Source organism: Helicobacter ailurogastricus (assembly GCF_001282945.1).
Lineage (GTDB): Bacteria > Campylobacterota > Campylobacteria > Campylobacterales > Helicobacteraceae > Helicobacter > Helicobacter ailurogastricus.
In genome coordinates this window covers 173,736-193,315 of sequence record NZ_CDMG01000004.1, presented here as the reverse complement: position 1 = coordinate 193,315, position 19,580 = coordinate 173,736, and the positions used below count along the sequence as shown (strand labels likewise).

Annotated in this window: 23 protein-coding genes; 11 read left to right on the top strand and 12 right to left on the bottom strand. The window is 48.4% G+C overall.

The window, feature by feature from the left end; translation table 11 throughout:
- Positions 1-7: 7 nt before the first annotated feature.
- Positions 8-511: a DUF2147 domain-containing protein gene (locus HAL07_RS03990; protein WP_053945190.1), complete on the top strand. Its 504-nt coding sequence runs from the start codon at positions 8-10 to the stop codon at positions 509-511.
- Here the strand turns inward: HAL07_RS03990 and HAL07_RS03985 are convergent.
- Positions 498-1,490, bottom strand: a complete 993-nt coding sequence (locus tag HAL07_RS03985) for an aspartate-semialdehyde dehydrogenase (protein ID WP_053945189.1) — start codon at positions 1,488-1,490, stop codon at positions 498-500. The genes HAL07_RS03990 and HAL07_RS03985 overlap by 14 nt on opposite strands.
- Positions 1,487-2,794 carry a histidine--tRNA ligase gene (hisS, locus tag HAL07_RS03980; RefSeq protein WP_053945188.1) on the bottom strand — a complete coding sequence of 436 codons (1,308 nt, stop codon included), beginning with the start codon at positions 2,792-2,794 and terminating at the stop codon, positions 1,487-1,489. Before hisS ends, HAL07_RS03985 begins: the two co-directional genes overlap by 4 nt.
- A gap of 132 nt (positions 2,795-2,926) precedes the next feature.
- Here hisS and HAL07_RS03975 point away from each other — a divergent pair, with 132 nt between their 5' ends.
- From HAL07_RS03975 to HAL07_RS03925, 10 genes are all read left to right on the top strand, one after another.
- Positions 2,927-3,733, top strand: a complete 807-nt coding sequence (locus HAL07_RS03975) for a 3'-5' exonuclease (RefSeq protein WP_053940937.1) — start codon at positions 2,927-2,929, stop codon at positions 3,731-3,733.
- Positions 3,726-4,100: a hypothetical protein gene (locus tag HAL07_RS03970; protein ID WP_053940938.1), complete on the top strand. Its 375-nt coding sequence runs from the start codon at positions 3,726-3,728 to the stop codon at positions 4,098-4,100. Before HAL07_RS03975 ends, HAL07_RS03970 begins: the two co-directional genes overlap by 8 nt.
- A gap of 119 nt (positions 4,101-4,219) precedes the next feature.
- Positions 4,220-5,230 (top strand): anthranilate phosphoribosyltransferase, encoded by a 1,011-nt coding sequence (gene trpD, locus HAL07_RS03965; protein WP_053945187.1) that lies wholly within the window; start codon positions 4,220-4,222, stop codon positions 5,228-5,230.
- On the top strand, positions 5,223-6,578 hold the full coding sequence (trpCF, locus tag HAL07_RS03960) for a bifunctional indole-3-glycerol-phosphate synthase TrpC/phosphoribosylanthranilate isomerase TrpF (protein ID WP_053945186.1): 1,356 nt from the start codon (positions 5,223-5,225) through the stop codon (positions 6,576-6,578). Before trpD ends, trpCF begins: the two co-directional genes overlap by 8 nt.
- Positions 6,578-7,750 carry a tryptophan synthase subunit beta gene (trpB, locus tag HAL07_RS03955; RefSeq protein WP_053945185.1) on the top strand — a complete coding sequence of 391 codons (1,173 nt, stop codon included), beginning with the start codon at positions 6,578-6,580 and terminating at the stop codon, positions 7,748-7,750. Before trpCF ends, trpB begins: the two co-directional genes overlap by 1 nt.
- A 236-nt stretch (positions 7,751-7,986) precedes the next feature.
- Entirely contained in the window at positions 7,987-8,409 is a 423-nt protein-coding gene (locus tag HAL07_RS03945; RefSeq protein WP_053945183.1) for a hypothetical protein, read from the top strand.
- 249 nt (positions 8,410-8,658) lie between these two features.
- Complete coding sequence (locus HAL07_RS03940) at positions 8,659-9,213, top strand: YceI family protein (RefSeq protein WP_053940585.1); 555 nt, start codon at positions 8,659-8,661, stop codon at positions 9,211-9,213.
- Between the two features lie 6 nt (positions 9,214-9,219).
- Positions 9,220-10,530: a glutamate-1-semialdehyde 2,1-aminomutase gene (hemL, locus tag HAL07_RS03935; RefSeq protein ID WP_053945182.1), complete on the top strand. Its 1,311-nt coding sequence runs from the start codon at positions 9,220-9,222 to the stop codon at positions 10,528-10,530.
- Positions 10,508-10,777 (top strand): AtpZ/AtpI family protein, encoded by a 270-nt coding sequence (locus HAL07_RS03930; RefSeq protein ID WP_053940587.1) that lies wholly within the window; start codon positions 10,508-10,510, stop codon positions 10,775-10,777. The genes hemL and HAL07_RS03930 overlap by 23 nt, the downstream gene beginning before the upstream one ends.
- Positions 10,777-11,163, top strand: a complete 387-nt coding sequence (locus tag HAL07_RS03925) for a hypothetical protein (protein WP_053940588.1) — start codon at positions 10,777-10,779, stop codon at positions 11,161-11,163. Before HAL07_RS03930 ends, HAL07_RS03925 begins: the two co-directional genes overlap by 1 nt.
- Here HAL07_RS03925 and HAL07_RS03920 read toward each other — a convergent pair.
- The 10 genes from HAL07_RS03920 to HAL07_RS08295 form a co-directional block, all read right to left on the bottom strand.
- Entirely contained in the window at positions 11,144-11,983 is an 840-nt protein-coding gene (locus HAL07_RS03920; RefSeq protein WP_053945181.1) for a thiamine-phosphate kinase, read from the bottom strand. The two genes, HAL07_RS03925 and HAL07_RS03920, sit on opposite strands and share 20 nt — an antisense overlap.
- Positions 11,983-12,807, bottom strand: coding sequence for a carboxylating nicotinate-nucleotide diphosphorylase (nadC, locus tag HAL07_RS03915; RefSeq protein ID WP_053940590.1), 825 nt, complete (start codon positions 12,805-12,807; stop codon positions 11,983-11,985). The genes HAL07_RS03920 and nadC overlap by 1 nt, the downstream gene beginning before the upstream one ends.
- Positions 12,804-13,787: a quinolinate synthase NadA gene (nadA, locus tag HAL07_RS03910; protein ID WP_053945180.1), complete on the bottom strand. Its 984-nt coding sequence runs from the start codon at positions 13,785-13,787 to the stop codon at positions 12,804-12,806. Before nadA ends, nadC begins: the two co-directional genes overlap by 4 nt.
- On the bottom strand, positions 13,787-14,587 hold the full coding sequence (locus HAL07_RS03905) for a phosphatidylserine decarboxylase (protein ID WP_053945179.1): 801 nt from the start codon (positions 14,585-14,587) through the stop codon (positions 13,787-13,789). Before HAL07_RS03905 ends, nadA begins: the two co-directional genes overlap by 1 nt.
- Complete coding sequence (locus HAL07_RS03900) at positions 14,587-15,108, bottom strand: helix-turn-helix domain-containing protein (RefSeq protein WP_053940593.1); 522 nt, start codon at positions 15,106-15,108, stop codon at positions 14,587-14,589. The genes HAL07_RS03905 and HAL07_RS03900 overlap by 1 nt, the downstream gene beginning before the upstream one ends.
- Entirely contained in the window at positions 15,092-15,640 is a 549-nt protein-coding gene (locus HAL07_RS03895; RefSeq protein ID WP_104707805.1) for a hypothetical protein, read from the bottom strand. Before HAL07_RS03895 ends, HAL07_RS03900 begins: the two co-directional genes overlap by 17 nt.
- Positions 15,631-16,503 carry a menaquinone biosynthesis prenyltransferase MqnP gene (gene mqnP, locus HAL07_RS03890; protein ID WP_053940630.1) on the bottom strand — a complete coding sequence of 291 codons (873 nt, stop codon included), beginning with the start codon at positions 16,501-16,503 and terminating at the stop codon, positions 15,631-15,633. The genes HAL07_RS03895 and mqnP overlap by 10 nt, the downstream gene beginning before the upstream one ends.
- 36 nt (positions 16,504-16,539) lie before the next feature.
- Positions 16,540-17,742, bottom strand: a complete 1,203-nt coding sequence (locus tag HAL07_RS03885; RefSeq protein ID WP_238374486.1) for a ComEC/Rec2 family competence protein — start codon at positions 17,740-17,742, stop codon at positions 16,540-16,542.
- Positions 17,743-17,779: 37 nt separating this feature from the next.
- Entirely contained in the window at positions 17,780-19,261 is a 1,482-nt protein-coding gene (gene dnaB, locus HAL07_RS03880; protein WP_053945178.1) for a replicative DNA helicase, read from the bottom strand.
- A 98-nt stretch (positions 19,262-19,359) separates the two neighbouring features.
- A complete protein-coding gene (locus tag HAL07_RS08295) occupies positions 19,360-19,488 on the bottom strand; it encodes a hypothetical protein (protein WP_264828398.1) in 129 nt (42 codons plus the stop codon).
- Between the last annotated feature and the right edge of the window lie 92 nt (positions 19,489-19,580).

Here is a 19,580-nt window from a genome sequence, read left to right as displayed (position 1 = left end):
AGTTTTTATGAAGTGTTTGTTTTTTGTGGTGAGCGTGAGCTTGCCCTTGTTGGCGGAAAATTTAGACGGCATTTACAAAACCCAAGCCTTTTTATACATGAAAAGCTCCTATGTGGAGTTCTTTAAATACGGGGATCGCTACTACGCCTATGGGATCGCCAATACAGACGGCTCGCCCGCTGGAAAAGACATTTACAACAAAGACCCCGCCCTAAGAAACAGAAGCGATAAGGGAGTGGTGTTTTTATATGGCCTCACCCGTGTGTGTGGCAACACCTACAAAGATGGCAAGGCCTACAACTTCTACGATGGGCGCACCTACTATGTGCAGATCCACCAAGACAAAAACGGGGATTTAAAGTTTTTGCCAAGTTTGGATCGGCGGGGTTTTTTTGGCAAAACCTTTATTTGGAAAAGAATCGATGAAGCTTACTTAAAAAAGCGGGGCATTAAAAAACCCGACTTTTCAGGAGTCTTGCAGACTCTTAAACAGCTCCCTAATGGGTCTTGATCCACTCTAGGGCGATTCTAACGGCGTTTGTCGCTGCACCCACCCTTAGCTGATCGGCAACACACCATAGATGCAAAATGTGCGGGTCAAAGAGATCGCCTCTTACCCTGCCCACGAAAGTTTGATCCGTGCTTGTGGCCGTGATGGGCATCGGGTAGAGCTTTTGCTCGGGCTCATCTACCAAAACGACATTGGGCGCGCCTCTTAGCACTTCTTGCGCTTCTTTGGCGCTTACGGGGGTTTTAAAGCAGATGCTAATGCTCTCGCTGTGGCTTCTTAGCACGGGCACGCGCACACAAGTGGCACTGATGGCAAAGCTAGCGTGCATGATTTTATGCGTTTCACGCACCATTTTTAGCTCTTCTTTGGTGTAGCCACTAGGCATAAAAACATCGATTTGGGGAATCACATTCAACGCTAAAGGGTGGGGGAACACCTGCGCGTATGTGCTGCCAGCCATTTGTGCCTGCAACTCCTCTAAGCCCCTTTTGCCCGCCCCGCTAGCGGCCTGATAGGTGCTGACATCGACTCGAACAATGCCAAAAGCTTGATGTAAAGGATTCAACACCTGCACCATTTGGATGGTGGAGCAATTTGGGTTAGAGACGATCCCCTTTGTGGCGGTGTCTAAATCTTGGGGATTGACCTCAGGCACCACTAGGGGCACGCCCTGCTCAAGGCGAAAAAAGCTCGTGTTGTCGATCACCACCGCCCCCGTCTTGACGGCCATGGGGGCTAACTGCTCACTCACCTTTGCCCCTGCGCTGAAAAAGGCAATGTCAATGCCCTGAAAGCTTTCTGGCGTGGCTTGCTCTAGAGTGTATTCTTGGCTGAAAGCGTGGATTTTTTGCCCCGCACTGCGCGCGCTCACAAGGGGTACAAACCGCCCAATAGGAAAATCCATTTCCTCTAAAATGCCAATGAGCTCTGCGCCCACAGCCCCGCTTGCGCCCACTAAAGCAATGTTATAAGTTTTCATTCGCTCACCATACTCAAGGCTCTTAAAAAGCTCAAATGGTTAAATTGCACGCCCGTTGTCATGTTTTTTAAAGTTAAACTCTCTTTTTTCACTTCTTCTTCTCCTAACACCACCACAAACTCATGCCCTCTATGGTTGGCGTAACTAAAGGGTTTTTTTAATTTTTCAATCTCGGGGTATAGCTCGGTGTTGATCTCGCTTTGGCGGAACTTCTGCGCGATTTGGCTCGCGTAGGCAAAGTACTCGGCCTGCATACACACCACTAAGACCCTTGCGCTCGTGGATTTATTCTCCACTAACTCCAACTCCTCCAGCGCCACCAACAAGCGATCTAACCCAATCGATGCCCCCACGCCGGGCAAATTCTGCGGGCTAAAACTGCGGGCTAAATTGTCGTAGCGCCCCCCCGAGCACACACTGCCTAAACTTGTGAGCTGGTTGAGCGTGGTTTCGTAAATGATGCCCGTGTAATAGCCAAGCCCCCTAGCGATGGAAAAATCCACCTTGAAGTGGTCGGGGTCGATCTCTAGGCTTAAGAGCAAGCTAAACAACGCTTCCAACTCCTCCAAGCCCTCTTTCACTAAGGGGTGCAGCTCTTTTAAATGCGCCACGCTTTTAAAGAACTCTGCGCTGTCCTCTTGTTGTTTGGTGTTTAAAATTTCTAAAAGGGGTTTGAAGTCTTGGTTAAAGTGCACCCCAAGCTCTAATAGCACGCCCTGTTGCCCGATTTTGCTCAGTTTATCCACAATGCGTAGGAAAGTGATCACCTCCTCATCAGAGTGCAAACCAAAGTGGGCACACAACCCATTTAAGATTTTGCGGTGGTTGATCCACACGCAAAACTCCTCCAAATCTAGGGCTTTTAAGCTAGAGATGATGACTTGAATCACCTCGCTATCGCACAACAGGCTATGGCTGCCGATGAAGTCAAAATCGCACTGGGTAAATTCCCGATAGCGCCCCCTTTGCGCCCGCTCCCCCCTAAAAACATTGCCAATGGCGTAGCGTTTAAAGGGCAAGCCCAAAGCGTGGTGGTGCTGGGCGATGAAGCGGGCTAGGGGGATGGTTTGGTCAAAGCGCAAACCCACCTCCCTTTTGCCATGGTCTTTGAATAAATAAATTTCTTTTTGGATGTCGCCCTCTTCTTGGGTCAAAATGTGGGCATATTCTAAGTGCGGGGTTTCAATGGGTACAAACCCAAAGCTTTTAAACACGCGGGCGAGCTTTTCAAGCACCGTTTGTTTAGCCATCGCCTCTTTAGGAAGCCTGTCTTTAAAGCCACTCAAGGTTTTGGGGGTGATCATGGAAGTCCTTTGTCAATTAGCCAGCTATTATAGCAATTATATAGCAATTAATTCGCAATAATGGCGTTTAGGGCAGCTTTGTTTGCAAAGTTTAGTTAAGATAGGCCATTTAATCCCTGATGAAAGTTGTCCATGCGCCTCATCTGCGTTTTAGACATTGAGAGTGTCCCAAATTTAGCCCTCATCGCCAAGCACTGCCCCGAGTGTGTGGCTGATGACCCCTTGCAGACTTGTGAAGCGTTTTTTAAGTGGTGTGAAGACAAGCATAAAAGCACTTTCCCGCCCCTATTTTTCCACCAAATTGTGAGCATCGCTAGTGTATTGGCAGAGCCGGGCGGGTCTTTTAAGCGCGTGGGCAACTTTGGCAAGGGGGGCAACACGGAAAGGAGTCTTGTGGCTGACTTTTTGGCCTTTTTTAACAAATACCAACCCCAACTCGTCACTTTTAATGGGCGGGTGTTTGACCTGCCCCTTTTAATGCTAAAGGCTTTGGCCTACAACCTAGATGCCCATGCCTTTTACGCCCAAGAGAGCAAATGGGAGAATTACCGCTACCGTTACAGCGAGGAATTCCACACCGACTTATTAGACAGCCTGACACACTTTGGCCCAGCCAAAGGGCTTAGTTTAGACGGGGTGTGTGGGGTGTGTGGCCTGCCGGGTAAATACGATGTGAGCGGGGATGAAGTCTATAAGCTTTACTACCAAGATCCGCCCCAACTCGAGCGCATCAATAGCTATTGCCAAAGCGACGTCTTAAACACCTATTGGCTCTATCTTAAGTACCTTTTAGCCCAGGGCAAACTCTCAGAAGAGCACTATTTAACCATTTTGCACGGCTTTAAAAGCAATCTGCCCGAGCAATCCTACACCTCTGTTTTTTCCCAAGCCGTTGAAGCCGAATTGTCCCAAGAAATCCAAAAGGAAGACCATGTTTAAAACTTTACTCGCCCTAAGTCTTGTGAGCGCACTTGGTGCCTCTAGTTTGCAGTTTAAAATCAGTTATAAACCCCGTGGGGGCAAGTTGATCGGCAACATGCTAGATCGCACGATTTTAACGATCATCTCCCTGAACGATGAAAAGGTGTTGATTAAAAAGGTGATCCCCAATCGGGGCGATTCTTGCAAAATCATGCACAAAGTGGGCGATGATTTTAAAGAAAAATTTAAGAAAGAACCGCTCTTTCACCACACCCTCAAATACGGCCAAAAAATCGTTTATAGCTTAAAATGCGACCCCTCCCAAGTCTTGGAAATGGAGATTGTCACCGACAAGGGCACTTACACCAAGAAATTTACAAATTAGTGCGAAAGGGGCTCTTGGCAAGGGATGGGGGGCCTTGTTGTTAAGCCGGGTGCGCTTTATGTTGCTTGTGCTATAATCGCCCTTTATGCCTTGCCAAAAATGCCAAGATAAAGACGAACATGCCCCTTTTTGTGGATTTACTCAACCAACTTTGCGCCAAAGAGGATTTACAAGAGGAACAGGTGCAGGCGTTTTTCCAAACCCTTTTGCAAGGGGGGTTTAGCGATGTCGAGCTGGGGGCATTGCTTGTTGCGCTCAAGTGCAAGGGCGAAAGCCCGCAAGAGATCGCCTCTAGTGTGCGGGCATGTTTGCAGGAGAGCCAAGCGTTACATTGCCCTTTTGTGGTGATCGACAATTGTGGGACAGGCGGGGATGGGTTGAAAAGTTTTAACATCAGCACCATCAGCGCGTTTGTGTGTGCGTGTTTAGGCGTGAAAATGGCAAAAGCGGGCAATTACAGCTCTAGCGGGAGTGGGAGTGCAGAGCTTTTAGAGTGCTTGGGTTTTAATATCCGCCTAAGCCCCAAACAGGTGAGCCAAAGCCTAGATTTAGGCAACTTTGCTTTTCTCTTTGCCCCGCTTTTTTACCCCAGTTTTGCCAAAGCCGCCCCCTTAAGAAAAGCCCTAAAAATCCGCACGCTTTTTAATTTGCTAGGCCCTTTGCTAAACCCCTTGCGCCCCAAGGCGCAACTTTTGGGCGTGTCTGATCCTAAGCTGTGTTATCTTCTTGCGTGCGCCTTGCAAGATTTGGGCTTAAAGCGGGCTTTAGTGGTGCATGGAGCGGGCAGCGATGAAATCGCCTTACACGGGAGCACTTGTGTTTGTGAGCTTAAAGAGGGGGAAATTAAACAATACGCCTTAAACCCCAGCGATTTTGGCTTAAAGAGTTACCCCCTAGAGGCTCTACAAGTAAAGAGCGTGCAAGAGAGTGCGCAAATTTGCTTAGACTTATTGCAAGGGGGGGGCACAGAGGCGCAAAAATCAAGCGTGATCGCAAACACGGCAGGGGTGTTGTTTGTTGCGGGGCGAGCGAGGGATTTTAAAGAGGGGGCAAGAGCGGCGAGGGAGTGTTTAGAGAGCAAACAAGCCTACACTCATTTACAAAGGATGATCCAACTAAGCCATGCATGACTTGCTAAAAACCATGTTAGAACACAAAAAACTAGAGGTGCAGGCCTTAAAAAATCGTTACAACCTGCCCGAAGTGCTTAAACCCAGCCAGCGGGATTTTAAAGAGGCGTTGCAAGAGCGGCGGACCAGCTTTATTTTAGAGTGCAAGCAGGCCTCCCCCTCTAAGGGTTTGATTAGAAGCCCCTTTAACTTGGTAAAGATCGCTAAGGTCTATGAAAAACACGCCACTTGCATCTCGGTGCTGACCGATGAGAAGTATTTTAAGGGTGCCTTTGAGAATTTGCGCACAGTTGCCGCCCACACCACAAAGCCTCTTTTGTGTAAGGATTTTGTGATAGACCCTTTTCAAGTGCGCCTTGCACGCTACATGGGAGCGGATGCAGTTTTATTGATGCTGAGTGTACTTGAGGATAAATCCTATACAGACCTAGCTAATTTGGCCCAGTCTTTAAACATGGCGGTGCTCACAGAAGTGAGTAACCCCGCTGAGGTGCAACGCGCCATCGCTTTAAACGCCCCAATCATCGGAATCAACAATCGGGATTTAAGGACCCTTAAAGTCGATACAAACACGACTTTAGAGCTCGCCCCTTTGATCCCTGAAAATAAAACCATCATTAGCGAATCGGGCATAAGCTCGCACGCTGTGGTGAAGCAACTGTGCCACAAAGTGCAGGGGTTTTTAGTGGGCAGTTTGCTCATGGCGCAAAAAAACCTAGACAAGGCTTGTAAAAAGCTCATCTTGGGAGAAAATAAAGTCTGTGGGCTCAAGCGAGTCAAAGACGCTAAGGCGGTGTATAAAAACGGCTTTATTTACGGCGGGCTCATCTTTGACCCCCAAAGCCCCCGTTACATCCCCCCAAAAAAGGCCGCTAAACTCATTAAAAAAGTGCCTAAGTTAGACTTTGTGGGGGTGTTTGTGCAAGCCGAACCTACGACCATCATTAAAAGGGCTTACCAACTAGGACTTAAGGCGGTGCAGCTACACGGACGCTACAACCCACAAGAGTTGGCTTTTTTGCAAAACGCCCTCACCTGCCCCGTGTGGGCTGTGGCGAGTGTGGATTTACGCGCCCGCAAACTCCCCTCCACGCCAAACACCCCCTTAATCCTTTTTGACAGCAAAGGGGCTAGGGCGGGGGGCAATGGCGTGGCGTTTTCATGGAGGCTTTTAGAGGGCTTTAAACGCCCCTTTATGCTGGCAGGGGGCTTGAATGCAAGCAATTTAGAAAAAGCGGTTGGCACGGGGGCTTTGGGCTTGGATTTAAATTCAGGCGTGGAGAGTGCGCCGGGTAAAAAGAGTGCGCAAAAAATCGCCCAAGTGGCGAAAATGTTACGGGAGTATTGATGGATCGCTACTTTGGAGAATTTGGAGGGGGCTTTGTGCCAGAGCTCTTGGTCCCCGCGCTAGCGCAGTTAGAACAGGCGTTTAAAAACTCTTTAACAGATACAGAGTTTCAAGCCACTTTTAGCGGGCTTTTAAAGGACTTTGTGGGGCGGCCCAGCCCCTTAACTTTAGTCAAAAACTTTTGCCCTAACCCAAAGGTTAAACTGTATTTAAAAAGGGAGGATTTGATCCACGGGGGGGCACACAAGACAAATCAGGCAATCGGGCAGGCGTTGTTGGCTAAACAAATGGGTAAAAGTCGGGTAATTGCTGAAACGGGGGCGGGGCAACACGGCGTGGCTACGGCGATCGCGTGTGCGCTTTTAAAGCTAGAGTGCGTGGTGTATATGGGGGCTAAGGACATAGAAAGACAAAAGCAGAATGTCTTTAGAATGCGCCTACTGGGGGCTAAGGTGCAACCCGTAGAGAGCGGGTCGGCCAGCTTAAAGGACGCGATTAACGAAGCCCTTAGAGATTGGGCAAGCTCTTACACAACCACGCACTATTTGCTAGGCACCGCTGCAGGCCCGCACCCCTACCCGCAGTTGGTCAAACACTTGCAGAGCGTGATCGGCACAGAGGCGAGGGCACAGATTCTGCAAAAAGAAGGCAGATTGCCCGATAGCGTGATCGCTTGTGTGGGCGGGGGGTCTAATGCGATTGGCATTTTTTCGGGCTTTTTAGACGATAAAGCCGTCTGTTTGGTGGGCGTGGAGCCGGGCGGGCTAGGGCTGGATACAAACAAACACGGGGCGACTTTATGCAAGGGGAGTGTGGGGATTTTGCACGGGTGCAAGACCTATATTTTGCAAGACAAAGAGGGGCAGATTTTAGAGAGTCATAGCATTTCAGCCGGGCTAGATTACCCGGGAGTGGGTCCTGAGCACAGCCACTTAAAGCAAAGCGGGCGGGCGCAGTATGTGGCTGTGAGCGATACAGAAGCCTTAGAGGCCTTTGTGCGCTTGAGTCAAAGCGAGGGCATTATCCCCGCCTTAGAGAGCGCGCACGCTTTAGCCCACGCCTACAAACTCGCCAAAGAGTGCACAAAAGAAAGCTTAATCCTTGTGAATTTAAGCGGTCGGGGGGATAAAGACCTAGCCACTGTGCAAAATGTTTTGGGGGCGGGTGCGTAGCGCCCGCTTCAAGGCGTGTAGCGCCCGCTTTGTGCATAGCATCCGCTTTAAGGCACGTAGCGCCCACCCTATTAACACCCGCTTTTTAGACGGTGTAATGCAAGAAGTGTTGTGCTTAACCCGCTTAAGGTGTGTCAGAATTTTATGTTGGTCTGCTAAAAAGTTTAAAAAACTTGCTTAAAAAATGTGGCTTTTAGCCGATTTAGAGGCCTATTTTAATTTTTAAGGAGTTTTTTGTGCGTAGCCGTTCTTTGTTAGTTAAATGGGGGGGGGGGGCGATAGCCGTCCTCTTGCTTGCGGGCTGTACCACTAAGATTGCAGAGATTAAACCCAACCAACCTGTAACGGGGGAGATGCGTAGTGTCTATGGGTATGCGTGTGATTACTTCACTTGGCCCTATGGCAGTGCCGATGACTTGAAACAGCAAGCCCTGCAACAAGCCCAAAGTCAGGCGAATAATTGGGCACAAGCAGCTCACTCTGAGGCTACCGCAGATGCGATAGCAGCCAATGGGTATAGGCGTGGTGTGAGAGTCGCCAAACAAGAATGGGAGTTGGTCAATACGGTGGTCAAAAAAGAAATTTGGCCTTGGTTTTATGGGCTCTTAGGGATGAAATGTGTGAAAGTTCAAGGTTCTGCCCGCCCCAAAGCTGACTAAGAGGTTACATAATCAACAATGAAAGGGGCTTTGGACCCCATCGCTTGAGGGCTTTGATCGAAAGGCGAGCCCTTAAAGGTGCTTTGTATTTGCCTTGCAGGCTTTAAGCGTGGGGTTTCAAGCTAGATTATTTGCTAGGTTGCGTGTTTTTCTGCGGTTTGCTAAGGAAGACACCCGTACATGCGCTTGAAACACCCTAAAATCTTGTTTTCATGTTATGATAGGCGGGTCAAAATTAAAGGAGAGACAATGAAAAAATTAGCATTAGGTGTGTTTTTAGCTTATGGATTGGTACAGGCGGCAAGCTTAGACACGAGTAAGGCGAGCATGGAATTTATAGCGTTTAAAACCGCGCATAAAGCGGGGGTGAAGGGGACTTTTGACCATGTGCTCTATCGCTTTGGCAAGGACACTTCTACCATTGCCCACACTTTAGACAAGGCGAGCGCAACCATCAGTGTCGATCAGTTAAACCTGCACGATGCGACCAAAACTAAAAATGTCAAAGAAGCGTTTTTTGATCTCTTTAAAAACAAAAACCTCAAGGTCATTTTTAGAAATGTCGTGGAGGGCGACAAACAAGGTACGATTTTGGCAAGCGTCATCATGAATGGCAAAAGCGTGAAAGTGCCTATGAGCTATAAAATCGAAAACAACGAATTGGTCGCCACTGGCGTGCTCGACATCTTAGAATTTGGTTTGCAACACGAGTTTGCCAAACTTGCGGAAAAATGCAGCGTGCAACATGAAAAGCTCACTTGGTCGCAGGTAGAAATCAGCTTTAAAGCCCCTGTTAAAGAATAAACCCCGATGAAAAAAGAGTTGGAGCATCCGCTCTTACACAGCATCAACGATTTTAACGAAGCCAAGCAGGTGATCGCGGGGGGGGTAAATTCCCCCGTGCGGGCGTTTAAAAATGTCGGGGGCGTGCCCCCTTTCATCTTTAAGGGGCGAGGGTTCTCGCTCTTTGATGTGGATGGCAACACTTATGTAGATTTTGTGCAAAGTTGGGGGCCCTTGCTCTTTGGGCACGCCGACTCTGAGATTGAAGAGAGGGTCATTAGCACTTTGCAAAGGGGCTTGAGCTTTGGTGCGCCCACAGAGCTAGAAACCACTTTAGCCAAAAAGCTAGTGATCAGCTATGAGGGCGTGGAGAAGGTGCGCTTGGTGAGCAGCGGGACGGAAGCAACCATGAGCGCTATTCGCCTTGCTCGGGCGTTTAGCGGCAAGGACGACATTTTAAAATTTGAGGGCTGTTACCACGGGCACAGCGACAGCTTGTTGGTGAGTGCTGGCAGCGGATGCGCCACTTTCGGACACCCCTCTTCTTTGGGGGTGCCCAGAGATTTTAGCAAACACACTTTAGTTGCCCGCTACAACGATTTAGATTCTGTGCGCGCGTGTTTTAAAGAAGGCAATATTGGTGGTGTCATCATCGAGCCCATTGCGGGCAATATGGGGCTTGTGCCCGCCAAATTAGAGTTTTTGCAAGGCTTGCAAAAGATTTGCCAACAAAATGGGGCGGTTTTGATCTTTGATGAAGTGATGAGCGGGTTTAGGGCGAGTGCGCGCGGGTCGCAGGGCTTGCACTATTTAGTGCCCGACTTGGTAACCTTTGGCAAGGTGATCGGGGGCGGGTTGCCCTTAGCCTGCTTTGGCGGGCGGGCAGAGATCATGGCCATGCTCGCCCCCGTGGGCGGAGTTTATCAGGCCGGGACACTAAGTGGTAACCCCGTGGCTGTGGCAGCGGGCATTGTGGCTTTAGAAAAAATCAAAAGAGACCCTAAGTTGTTTGAGCGCTTAGAGGTTTTGGCGCACCAGTTTTGCGAGGGGCTAAAACAAGCGGCCAATTCTTGTGGTTTTGCGTTGCAAACTTGCGTGAGGGGGAGCATGTTTGGCTTTTTCTTCACGGATAAAGAAGTGCAAAATTTTGAGGACGCTAGACAATCTGACACCGCCCTTTACGCCACTTTCCACCAAAAAATGTTACAAAAAGGCGTGTATTTGCCCGCCTCCGCCTTTGAAACGAGCTTCATTTGCACCCCTATGGACGCGTCCATCATCGAGGCGTGCGTAGGCAAGGCGCAAGAAAGTTTTTATGAAATCCAAAACCAAATCTGACCCTAAATTTAAACCCATCGTTGAGGGGGCTAACGCCTTGAGTTTGGGCATTTCTATCGTTGTTGCGCTCTTGTTGGGCGTGGGCATTGGCTATGGTTTGGTGAAATTAACTGGGCTGGCTTGGCTTTTTTGGCTAGGCGTTTTTTGGGGCGTGGGGGGAGCGCTCTTAAATGTCTATAAGGCCTACAAACAGACAAAAAAAGAGTTAGACGATTTGGCTAACGATCCCAAATACAGACCCCTTTAATGTGTTCTTATCTGTGCGCCTTGCTTTTGTTTGGCTTTAATCTCCTGTGCGCTTTGGGGGTGTTATGGCGCTGGGGGGGGCTTGGCGTGCTGAGTTTTGAGGTGGCTTTTTTAAGTTTTTTATTGATTTTGTTGGCCGGCTATAAACAACTCAAGCGCAAATTACAAGAGATCAAAGAGCCTACACCCTCTAAGTTTTTTGCCTTTGGGTTAGGCGTGCAAACCTCTTTAGGGTGGCTTAAGATCGGGGCTTATGCGGTGTTTTTGGGCGGGCTTTTTGGCTTGTTAAACTCCAAGCTGTTAATGCCACTGCCCTACTTTGTGGGGCTTGGGGCGTGTTTAGTGGGGGTTTTAGCCCTGCAAGCCCTCAAGCGTGCCAAATCTTAGGGCGGTAGTGCGAGAGTCCCCGACACACGACCCCAACAAAGTTTAATTGGACGCGCTGCTGTTTTGCCCGTCTAAGCAAAGCTAATTTATGTCTAGGGGGCGCGCTCAATAAGAGCTCATACTCCTCCCCGCTTAAATAGGCCTTATTGTAAGGCTTGTCTAATTTGCAAGCCAACTTGTTTAGGCGCGACAAGCGGTTACACTCGGCCAAAAGCCCATCAGAGATGTCAAGCCCTGCACGCACAAAGGGGCGTACGCTCAAAATGAATTTTAACAAGTTTTGTAGTTTGGGGCAGACAAATTTAGATTTAGGCGACACTCTGCCTCCTCTTAAAAGAGCCCTTAAGTCTTTGTAACTCTGCCCGAGCTTGCCCGTATGCACCAATAAATCTTTGGGGCATATTTTTGTGCGCTCTAGGGGTTTGGGGCTTTTTGCAATGAGCGTAACGCTTAAACTTAAGGCCTTGCCTAGCGTGGTGTCCCCTCCCACAATTTTAATTTTAAATTCTTGGCATGCCTTAGCGATCCCTGCCACTAATTGCCTGATCTCTGCTAAATTGCACCCTCTAGGAAGTTGCAGGCCTAGCAAGGCGTATTTAGGGCAAGCTGCCATCGCGATGGCATCCGAAACATTCACGCACACCGCCTTATAGCCGATTTGTGCGCAATTTAACCACCCCCGCTTAAAATGCACCCCCTCGCTGAATAAGTCCAACATATACACGCATTGATGGGTGTCTAAGCGCACCCCATCATCGCCCAAGCCCCACACCACCCCGCTGCTCTCAAGGGTTTTTAAAAAGGCTTGCTCTAAATCCATTAAATTTTAAAACTAAAATCCACCCACACGGCTTGGTGGATGAGAGCCCCACTGCTGATCGCATCCACCCCACTTTGAGCGTAGGCCTGCACGCTTTCTTCTGTGATGTTCCCGCTGGCCTCTAGCAGCACTAAGGGGTGGTGCTTGTTGCGCTCGGCCACAACCTCTTTAATGCTCGCAATGTCCATGTTGTCGCACATGATAATGTCCGCCCCCGCCTGCATGACCTTGAGCGCCATTTCTACACTATTGCACTCGATTTCGATTTTAGAAGTCCATGGGATTTCTTGGCGCGCCTTTTGCACGAAGGCTTTAAGATCGCCAATGTGGGCTAAGTGCGTGTCTTTCACCATTAAAGCATCGTCTAGGCCTAATCTGTGGTTTTTTGCCCCACCATTGCGCACCGAATACTTTTCAAACACCCTTAAAAGCGGACGGGTTTTTCTCGTGTCTAATAGACTAATGGGCAGCCCTTGAATGAGGCGCACAAAGGCGGCGGTTTTTGTAGCAATCCCGCTACTGTGTTGCAAGATGTTTAAAAGCACCCTCTCTAATTGCAAGAGCAAACGCCAATCTGCCACCACTTCTAATAAAACTTGCTTGGGGCTAAAGTGCTCTTTGTCGTTAATTTTCCACGCATATTTCACCCCCATCATTTCTAAAAGCTCTGTGGCATAAACCTGCCCTGAAAACACCCCACTATCTTTGGAGAGCACCACCGCTTGCACTTCTTTAGACTCCACCAAGCGGGCAAACAAATCCCCTGCTCCCAAATCCTCGGCCAAACAATCTTGTAAAAATGCCCGTATTTGTAAATCTTTCATGAAAGCTCCATCATTTTATCTAACGCCACTTTCGCCCACTTCGCCACTTCAGCTTCTACGCTGATGCAATTATAGGGGCTGTGGTTTTTATAGGCTTTGAGCACCGAAAACAAGTCGTCTAGGTCGGTTTCGTTCATGGTGGGGCACTCGGGTACACTGCTGGAGAGCACATAGGTGTTTTTGGGCCGTAGGCGTTTGATCAAGTTAATTTCCGTGCCTACGGCGACTTTTTGCTCTAAGGGCAAGTTTTGCACGAAGTTTATAATTTGGCTGGTTGAGCCCACAAAGTCGGCAAGCTGCACCACTTCAGGGGCGCACTCGGGATGCACGGCGATTAAAATATCGGGGTATTTTTGGCGGAAAAACTCTATGTCGCTGGGCTTAAAAAGCTGATGCACGGCGCAAAAGCCATTGTAACAAATGACCTCAGCCTCTTTAATTGTTTCAGGGCCATCTAGCCCTAGAATTGCGCTTTTAAGCCCGTGCATGCGGGCTAAATTCACCCCCAAACAGCGATCGGGCAAGAAAAAGATTTTTTGTTGAGATTTTTGCGCGTGTGCAAAAATCTTAGACGCATTGGCGCTCGTGCAAACAAAACCCCCCGCCTTGCCGACCTTCGCTTTAATGCGTGCGCTGGAGTTAATGTAAGTGATGGGCAAGAGATCTTCAATGCCTAAGCTTCTAAGTTGCTCTAGGCTTGTATCAAAATCCGCCCCTTCAAGCATTTTTGCCATAGAGCAACACGCCAGCTTGGGCATGATGACCTCTTTTTGCGGGGCTAGGATTTTTAAGCTCTCGCCCATAAAGCCCACTCCACAAAAGACCACAAGATTTTTAGGGCTAGCGCTCGCCTTTTGGGCCAATTGCAAGCTGTCGCCCACAATGTCGGCCAAAGCGACGATGCGATCCTTTTGGTAAAAATGCGCCACCAAGAGCGCGTCTAAATCCTTTAAAAGCTGTTTAATCTGTGTGCCACGCATCAAAGCCCCTTTAAAAGACCTATGGGTGCCGAGAAAAGCACTTGTTGCTCCACGCTTGTGTTTAACGCCGCATTGGACACAAACAACACAATGGTCGAGCCCATCTCAAAGCGCCCCAACTCCGCGCCCTTTTTTAAAGCGATGGGGGGGGTGTAGGTGTAAATTTGGGGGTTTGGCTTGATTTTAGCGTTGGTGCGTATGCTTGAATCGAAGTTAAGCACAATTTGCCCCACATTGAGCGCCCCCACCGCCACAAAATATAAAATCTCTCCCCGATGATCTTGCGCCACCACCACGACCCGCTCGTTGCGGATAAACAGCTTTTGGTGTTTTTTTAAAGCGGGGGCATTCACGGGCAGCAGCTCCCCACAAAAGTGGCGCACCTCTGTAACCTGCAAATCACAGGGGGCGTGGAAGCGGTGGTAATCTCTGGGCGATAGGTAAAAATTAAAATAGCTGTAATTTTCTAAGTTTTCGTTTTGCCCCAGCAACTCACCCACTCGATAACTCATGCCCTTGATTTGTAGGGCCAAATTATGCTCTATGGCCCCGCACGCGCGCACCAAGCCATCACAGGGGGAGATTAAACTAGCGGGGTTGGAATCAATGGGGCGGGGGGTTTTAAGCTCCCTTGTAAAGAGAGCGTTTAGGGTGGAGTAGCTTTTTAGGGGGGCAAAGCCGTTTAAATTAATGCCAAAAATGCGGACATAAACGGCGTTGATCAACCTTTGCACGGGAGGGATAAAGGCGTGTTTAGCGAATTTGCCAAAAAGCCGTGATAGGGTGTTGCTCTGCGCCACTATTGTAAATCCGCCAACTTCAACACAAATTCAATCTGCCCCTTGCTGATTCGCAATTCCTTGGCAATGGAGTCGATGCTGTGTCCATCTCGAAAAAGCTGAATCACGCGCTTTTCATCGATGTCGTCACTGCCCGGCGTGAAGTGCCCCAATTCTTTAAATTTATTCTCTAAGACGATGATTTTTTCCTCCAAATAGTCTCTGTCTTTGTGCATGGTGTCTTGGATTTCTTGCAAGTGGTTGTAGAGATTGCTTAAATTGGTGTTTAAACTTGTATTGACCTCGTTTTTGACATTTGTACTGATATTCGAGGCGTTGAACTCGGCTTGCATTTCGTTTTCTTGGATCCACTTGCGGATTTTGTAAATCTCTTGGTTGATGGTGTCTAGGGCTTTTTCTAGTTGTTTCGTTTTGCTCGCAAACTCTTTATCCTTTAAATGGCTGTAAGCCACTAGGCAGATAAACACCAAAACGACCCCTCCCCCTACAATCCACATCACTTCATTAAAATTCAAGTCCATGCATAGCCTTTCTATCATTTAAACTTTCTAACTCTCTTTGGGCGATGTGGTTGTCCCAATCTTTAATGTCTGCGGAATGCATGCGCTCCACACTCAGCAACATGGGGGTGAAGGCTTTAGCGATGAAGCCTAGCCTTCTGTAAGGGGTTTGGGGGAGTCTAGTGCGCATGTAATAAAGCTTTCCTAAGCTAAACTCCCCATCAGCCACGCCTAAAACCCCATGCCCTAAAGCCCCCACGACCCCCGCCCCCTCTAAGGGCAAATAGGCGGTGTCTTTCTCGTGCAAGTACCGCTCAATGTGGATGAGTTTCTTATAAATGTCTGCGAGGGCTTTAAAAATGATGTCCTCCCGATCTTTGCCGTAAAAGACCTCCCAAGGGGCATTGAAACCGCCATCGGCCCGCCCTAATTGCAAATACTCGTTTTCATGCGCGGCTTGCAAAGGGGCAAACTCTAGGGGCAAGGACACCGCCACAAGGCGGGTAAAATGCCCATGCTCTTGGCAAAGTTGCCTGCACACGTTTAAATCCAAGCCAAGCCCCGATCCATGACAACAAAGCCCAAAAACACGACCCCCAAATACCCATTCGTCACAAAAAAGGCTTTGGGGATGTTTTTAAAGTCTTTCAGCACCAGCCACTGCTCGTAAATTAAAATCCCCAAACACACCCCCACGCCCAGCCACGCCACGCCTCCTAAATGTGCGCTATGCACAAAGCTTGCCCAAAGAAGCACGGCCAAAGCATGGCATGTCCTAGACACCCAAAGCGTAACCTGCTCTCCAAAGACGGCCGGTACAGAATAAAGCCCCTCTTTGCGATCAAACTCTACATCTTGCAAGGAATAGAGCAAGTCAAAGCCAGCGACCCAAAACGCCACGCCAAAGGCAAGCCACACACTCCAAAGCGGGATGGTGCCAAGCACCGCCACCACGCCCGCAATGGGGGCTAGCCCCAAACACACGCCCAGCACCAAGTGCGCCAAGTAGCTAAAGCGTTTCATGTAAGAGTAGCCGGCCAAGATTGCCAAAAAGGGCAACGAGAGTTTAAAAGCCAAAGCGTTGATCGCATAGCTCACGCCCACAAAGCACAGCGCATTAGCCACGCAAAACACCCGCAATGTCGTTAAATTTATGCGCCCATCCACACTGGGGCGGTTTTGGGTGCGTTTATTTTTTATATCAAATTTGCGATCGACTAGGCGGTTAAAGCCCATCGCAAAATTGCGCGCAAAGAGCAAGGCTAGGGCGCAAAGCAAGAGAGTTTGTAGGCCCGCTACAACCCCCAAGTGTACTTGCAGGCCAGCCACCACAAGGGCGATTAAAATAAACATGCCTGAAAAAACGGTGTGCTCGATGGCGACCAAGTTACCCAAAAGCTTGAGCTTTTCCAACATCAAAACCTCTTTGAAAATCCCTATTTTAACATAAAATTAGAAAATCAACAGATAGAGCAACAGCCCCACACCAGCCACACCCAAAGCCACATACGCCCACATAAAACGCACGCTCAAAAGCGATAAAAATAAATAGGGGAGCAAAAACCAAGAGGGGGTGAAAAAGGACTTTAAATGCAAGGACAAATGCGCTAGGGGGAGCAAGTAAGGATCTAAAAGCCCGCCCAAGTGCAGCGCATGCAAACTAAGCACTAAGGGGAAAAAGACCACAAAGACAAAGGAGAGCACAATGCCGCTAAGTTGTGCCACCCCAAAGGGGGCAAAGAAGGCATGCACCAAGGGCAACATTTGGATAAAAATCAAGCTGTTAAACAACAAAGCGTAGAGCCAAACGGGCATTTTAGGCATGTGCTTGATGAATAAAAAGATGTAAAACACTCCACCGATAGAGAGCCAAAAGCCTGCATGGCGCACAAAAGACGGCTCAAAGGCTAAACACGCCAATCCACTCAAACCCAAAAGCTCGAAACGCACCAAAGCCACCCCGCCATAAACCAAGATAAAGCCCACTAAGGCCATGACAAATGCCCTTAAAAAAGCGGGCTGGAAGTGGAGCAAAATGAGATAGCCCAATAAAAGCACCAGCACCCCCGCCATTAAGTCAAAATAGCGGTTTCTATAAGGAAAGTAGCGTTGTTGTAAAAATTGATAAGGCGGGCTCAAGAGGTAAAAGAAAAACGCGCTCAAAACCCCTAGGTGAAACCCGCTGATGGCGATTAAATGGCTCACCCCAAAACCCACCACCACTTGCCTTAAGTTTTTATCTAGGGGGTCGGCCAAAAATAAAGTCCTATAAAAATTTGCCATCAGCGGGCTTGTGTGTTGGGCGTTTATAAAATTGCGCCACAAGATGGTGGGGTCGTCCTTTGGGCTTAGGGACAACCTAAAGGTGTAAAAATAGCAAGCTTTTAAGAATTGCCAAAAGGAACAAGGGCGCATTTTGCCCCACGCTTTTACAAAGCTGTGGGTCAAATCCTTGATGTCTTCTTTGCTTGTGGTGTAAAAATTATTGCCATGCGCGTCTTTGAGTTTTAACACAAAATAGTCGTTTTTTGGGTATTGCAACACTACCTGAGCGTGCAATTCTAGGGGTTTCTTGCTTGAAAGTGTGCGGTATTCTTGGTATTTCAAGGCAAAAGAAAAGGCACACAGGGCGAGCAAAAAGGCCAAGGCGCACACCTTTTCTTTGGGGCTTTGTAGTAGAAGAATGGAGTTGTTAGAAGGGGATACCATCAATGATGGGCATGGCCATGTTTGTGGGCGTTTGATCCCCCTGCTCATCTGCCTTTTTAGACAGGTCTTGAAAACGGGTAAAGGATTTATTAAAGCCTATTTTTATGGTGCCAATGTCGCCGTTACGATTCTTAGCCAAAATGATTTCTGCGCCCTCCACGCCCTGATTGGCCTCATAGTGGGCTTGTTTTTCCTCGTAAAATTGTTTCTCTAACTTCTTAGCTTCCTCATCCTTGCCTTCTTTGCGCAACTTGGCTAGGCGGTCGTTTTGGTCGCGTTTTTTATAAACCTCATCGCGGTAGAGAAACAGCACTTGGTCGGCATCTTGCTCGATAGCTCCGCTCTCTTTCAAGTCGGATAAAATCGGTCGTCTATCCTCTCGACTCTCTAAGGCGCGGTTGAGTTGGGATAAGGCGATGATGGTGACATTTAGCTCTCTGGCTAGGGTTTTAAGCCCCCGACTGATTTGGGCAATTTGTTCGTTGCGCTTTAAATCCCCCTTCTCGCCGCTCATCAGTTGCAAATAATCGATGATGGCTAGGGCGACTTCGGGGTGTTTGTTTTTTAATTGGCGCAATTTAGAGCGGATGTGCTGTATCGTCAGCAAGCTCACATCGTCAATAAAAAGCGGTTTGTGATTCATGGCCTCTGCGTGGAAAGCCAGTTTCTCCCAATCCTCATCGTTACAATTGCCTATTTTGAGATCGTGTAAATGTAAAGAAGTGTTGCTAGAGAGCATGCGCATCATGAGCTGCTCTGCTCCCATTTCCATGCTAAAAATTGCCACGCCTTGTCTATGGTTAAGGGTTGTTTGGGCTAAATTAAGCACCAAACTTGTTTTGCCCATGCTCGGCCGCGCCCCAATCACCACCAAATCGCCGGGTTGAAACCCCCCCGTTTTTTCGTTTAATTCGTAAAAACCGGTGTCTAGCCCTGTGAGCTTTTGGTTGCCTTTCTCTTTGGCCTCTTTGATTAAAGTGAGCGTGTCTTTCACCACCCGCCTCACATCTTTAAACCCCCCGGGGCTATTTTCCAAAGACATTTGATAAAGTGTAGCTTCGATGTTGTCTAAAATGCCTTCTGTCGCCTTGTCTTGGTAGCATTGTGTGCGGATGTCTAAAGAGAGTTGCAACAGATGCCGCCGCAAAGTAGCGTCTTTAATGGCGCGGATGTAGGCTTGCAAATCCGCAAGGGGGCTTGTCCCTAAAATGATGCTTAAAGCCTCTAAAGCTTGTTCATTGTTGCGCATTTGGATTTTTTGCTTTAAAAAACGCGCATCTACGGGTTTTTGCTCCAAGTACAATTCTTGGCAAAATTCAAAAAGAAGCTGGTGGATGGGGTAGTAAAAATCAGAAGGGTGCAACTGGGTTGCAAAGGCTTCATAGTCTTGCTTGTCTAAGAGCGCAGAGAGCACCGCCCTCTCCATTGAGATCAAGCCCTCATCCACATTCATCGCTAAATCCATAAACACCCCTCCAAAGGAAATAAAAATTGGGTCTTAAAATGTGCTAACATCCTTGGATTTTAGCATGTTATGCACTGATGCCTACAACGCTTTTTGATTTAGGGGGTGGGTTTGTTGCGCTTGAATAAAGCTTTTAAGTTTTTGGGGTTACACAGAGCCAACAACGCCCGCCCAAAATGGTAAAAACCCCGACACACACACCAAACAAAGCGCAAGGATTTTAGCATAAGATTACCCGTATGCACCCCTTAGTGGCTAAAAATCCTAGCAAAGCCCTTTTGCACCGACTGTGCCCGGGTAATTGTTATGGATGTGCTTT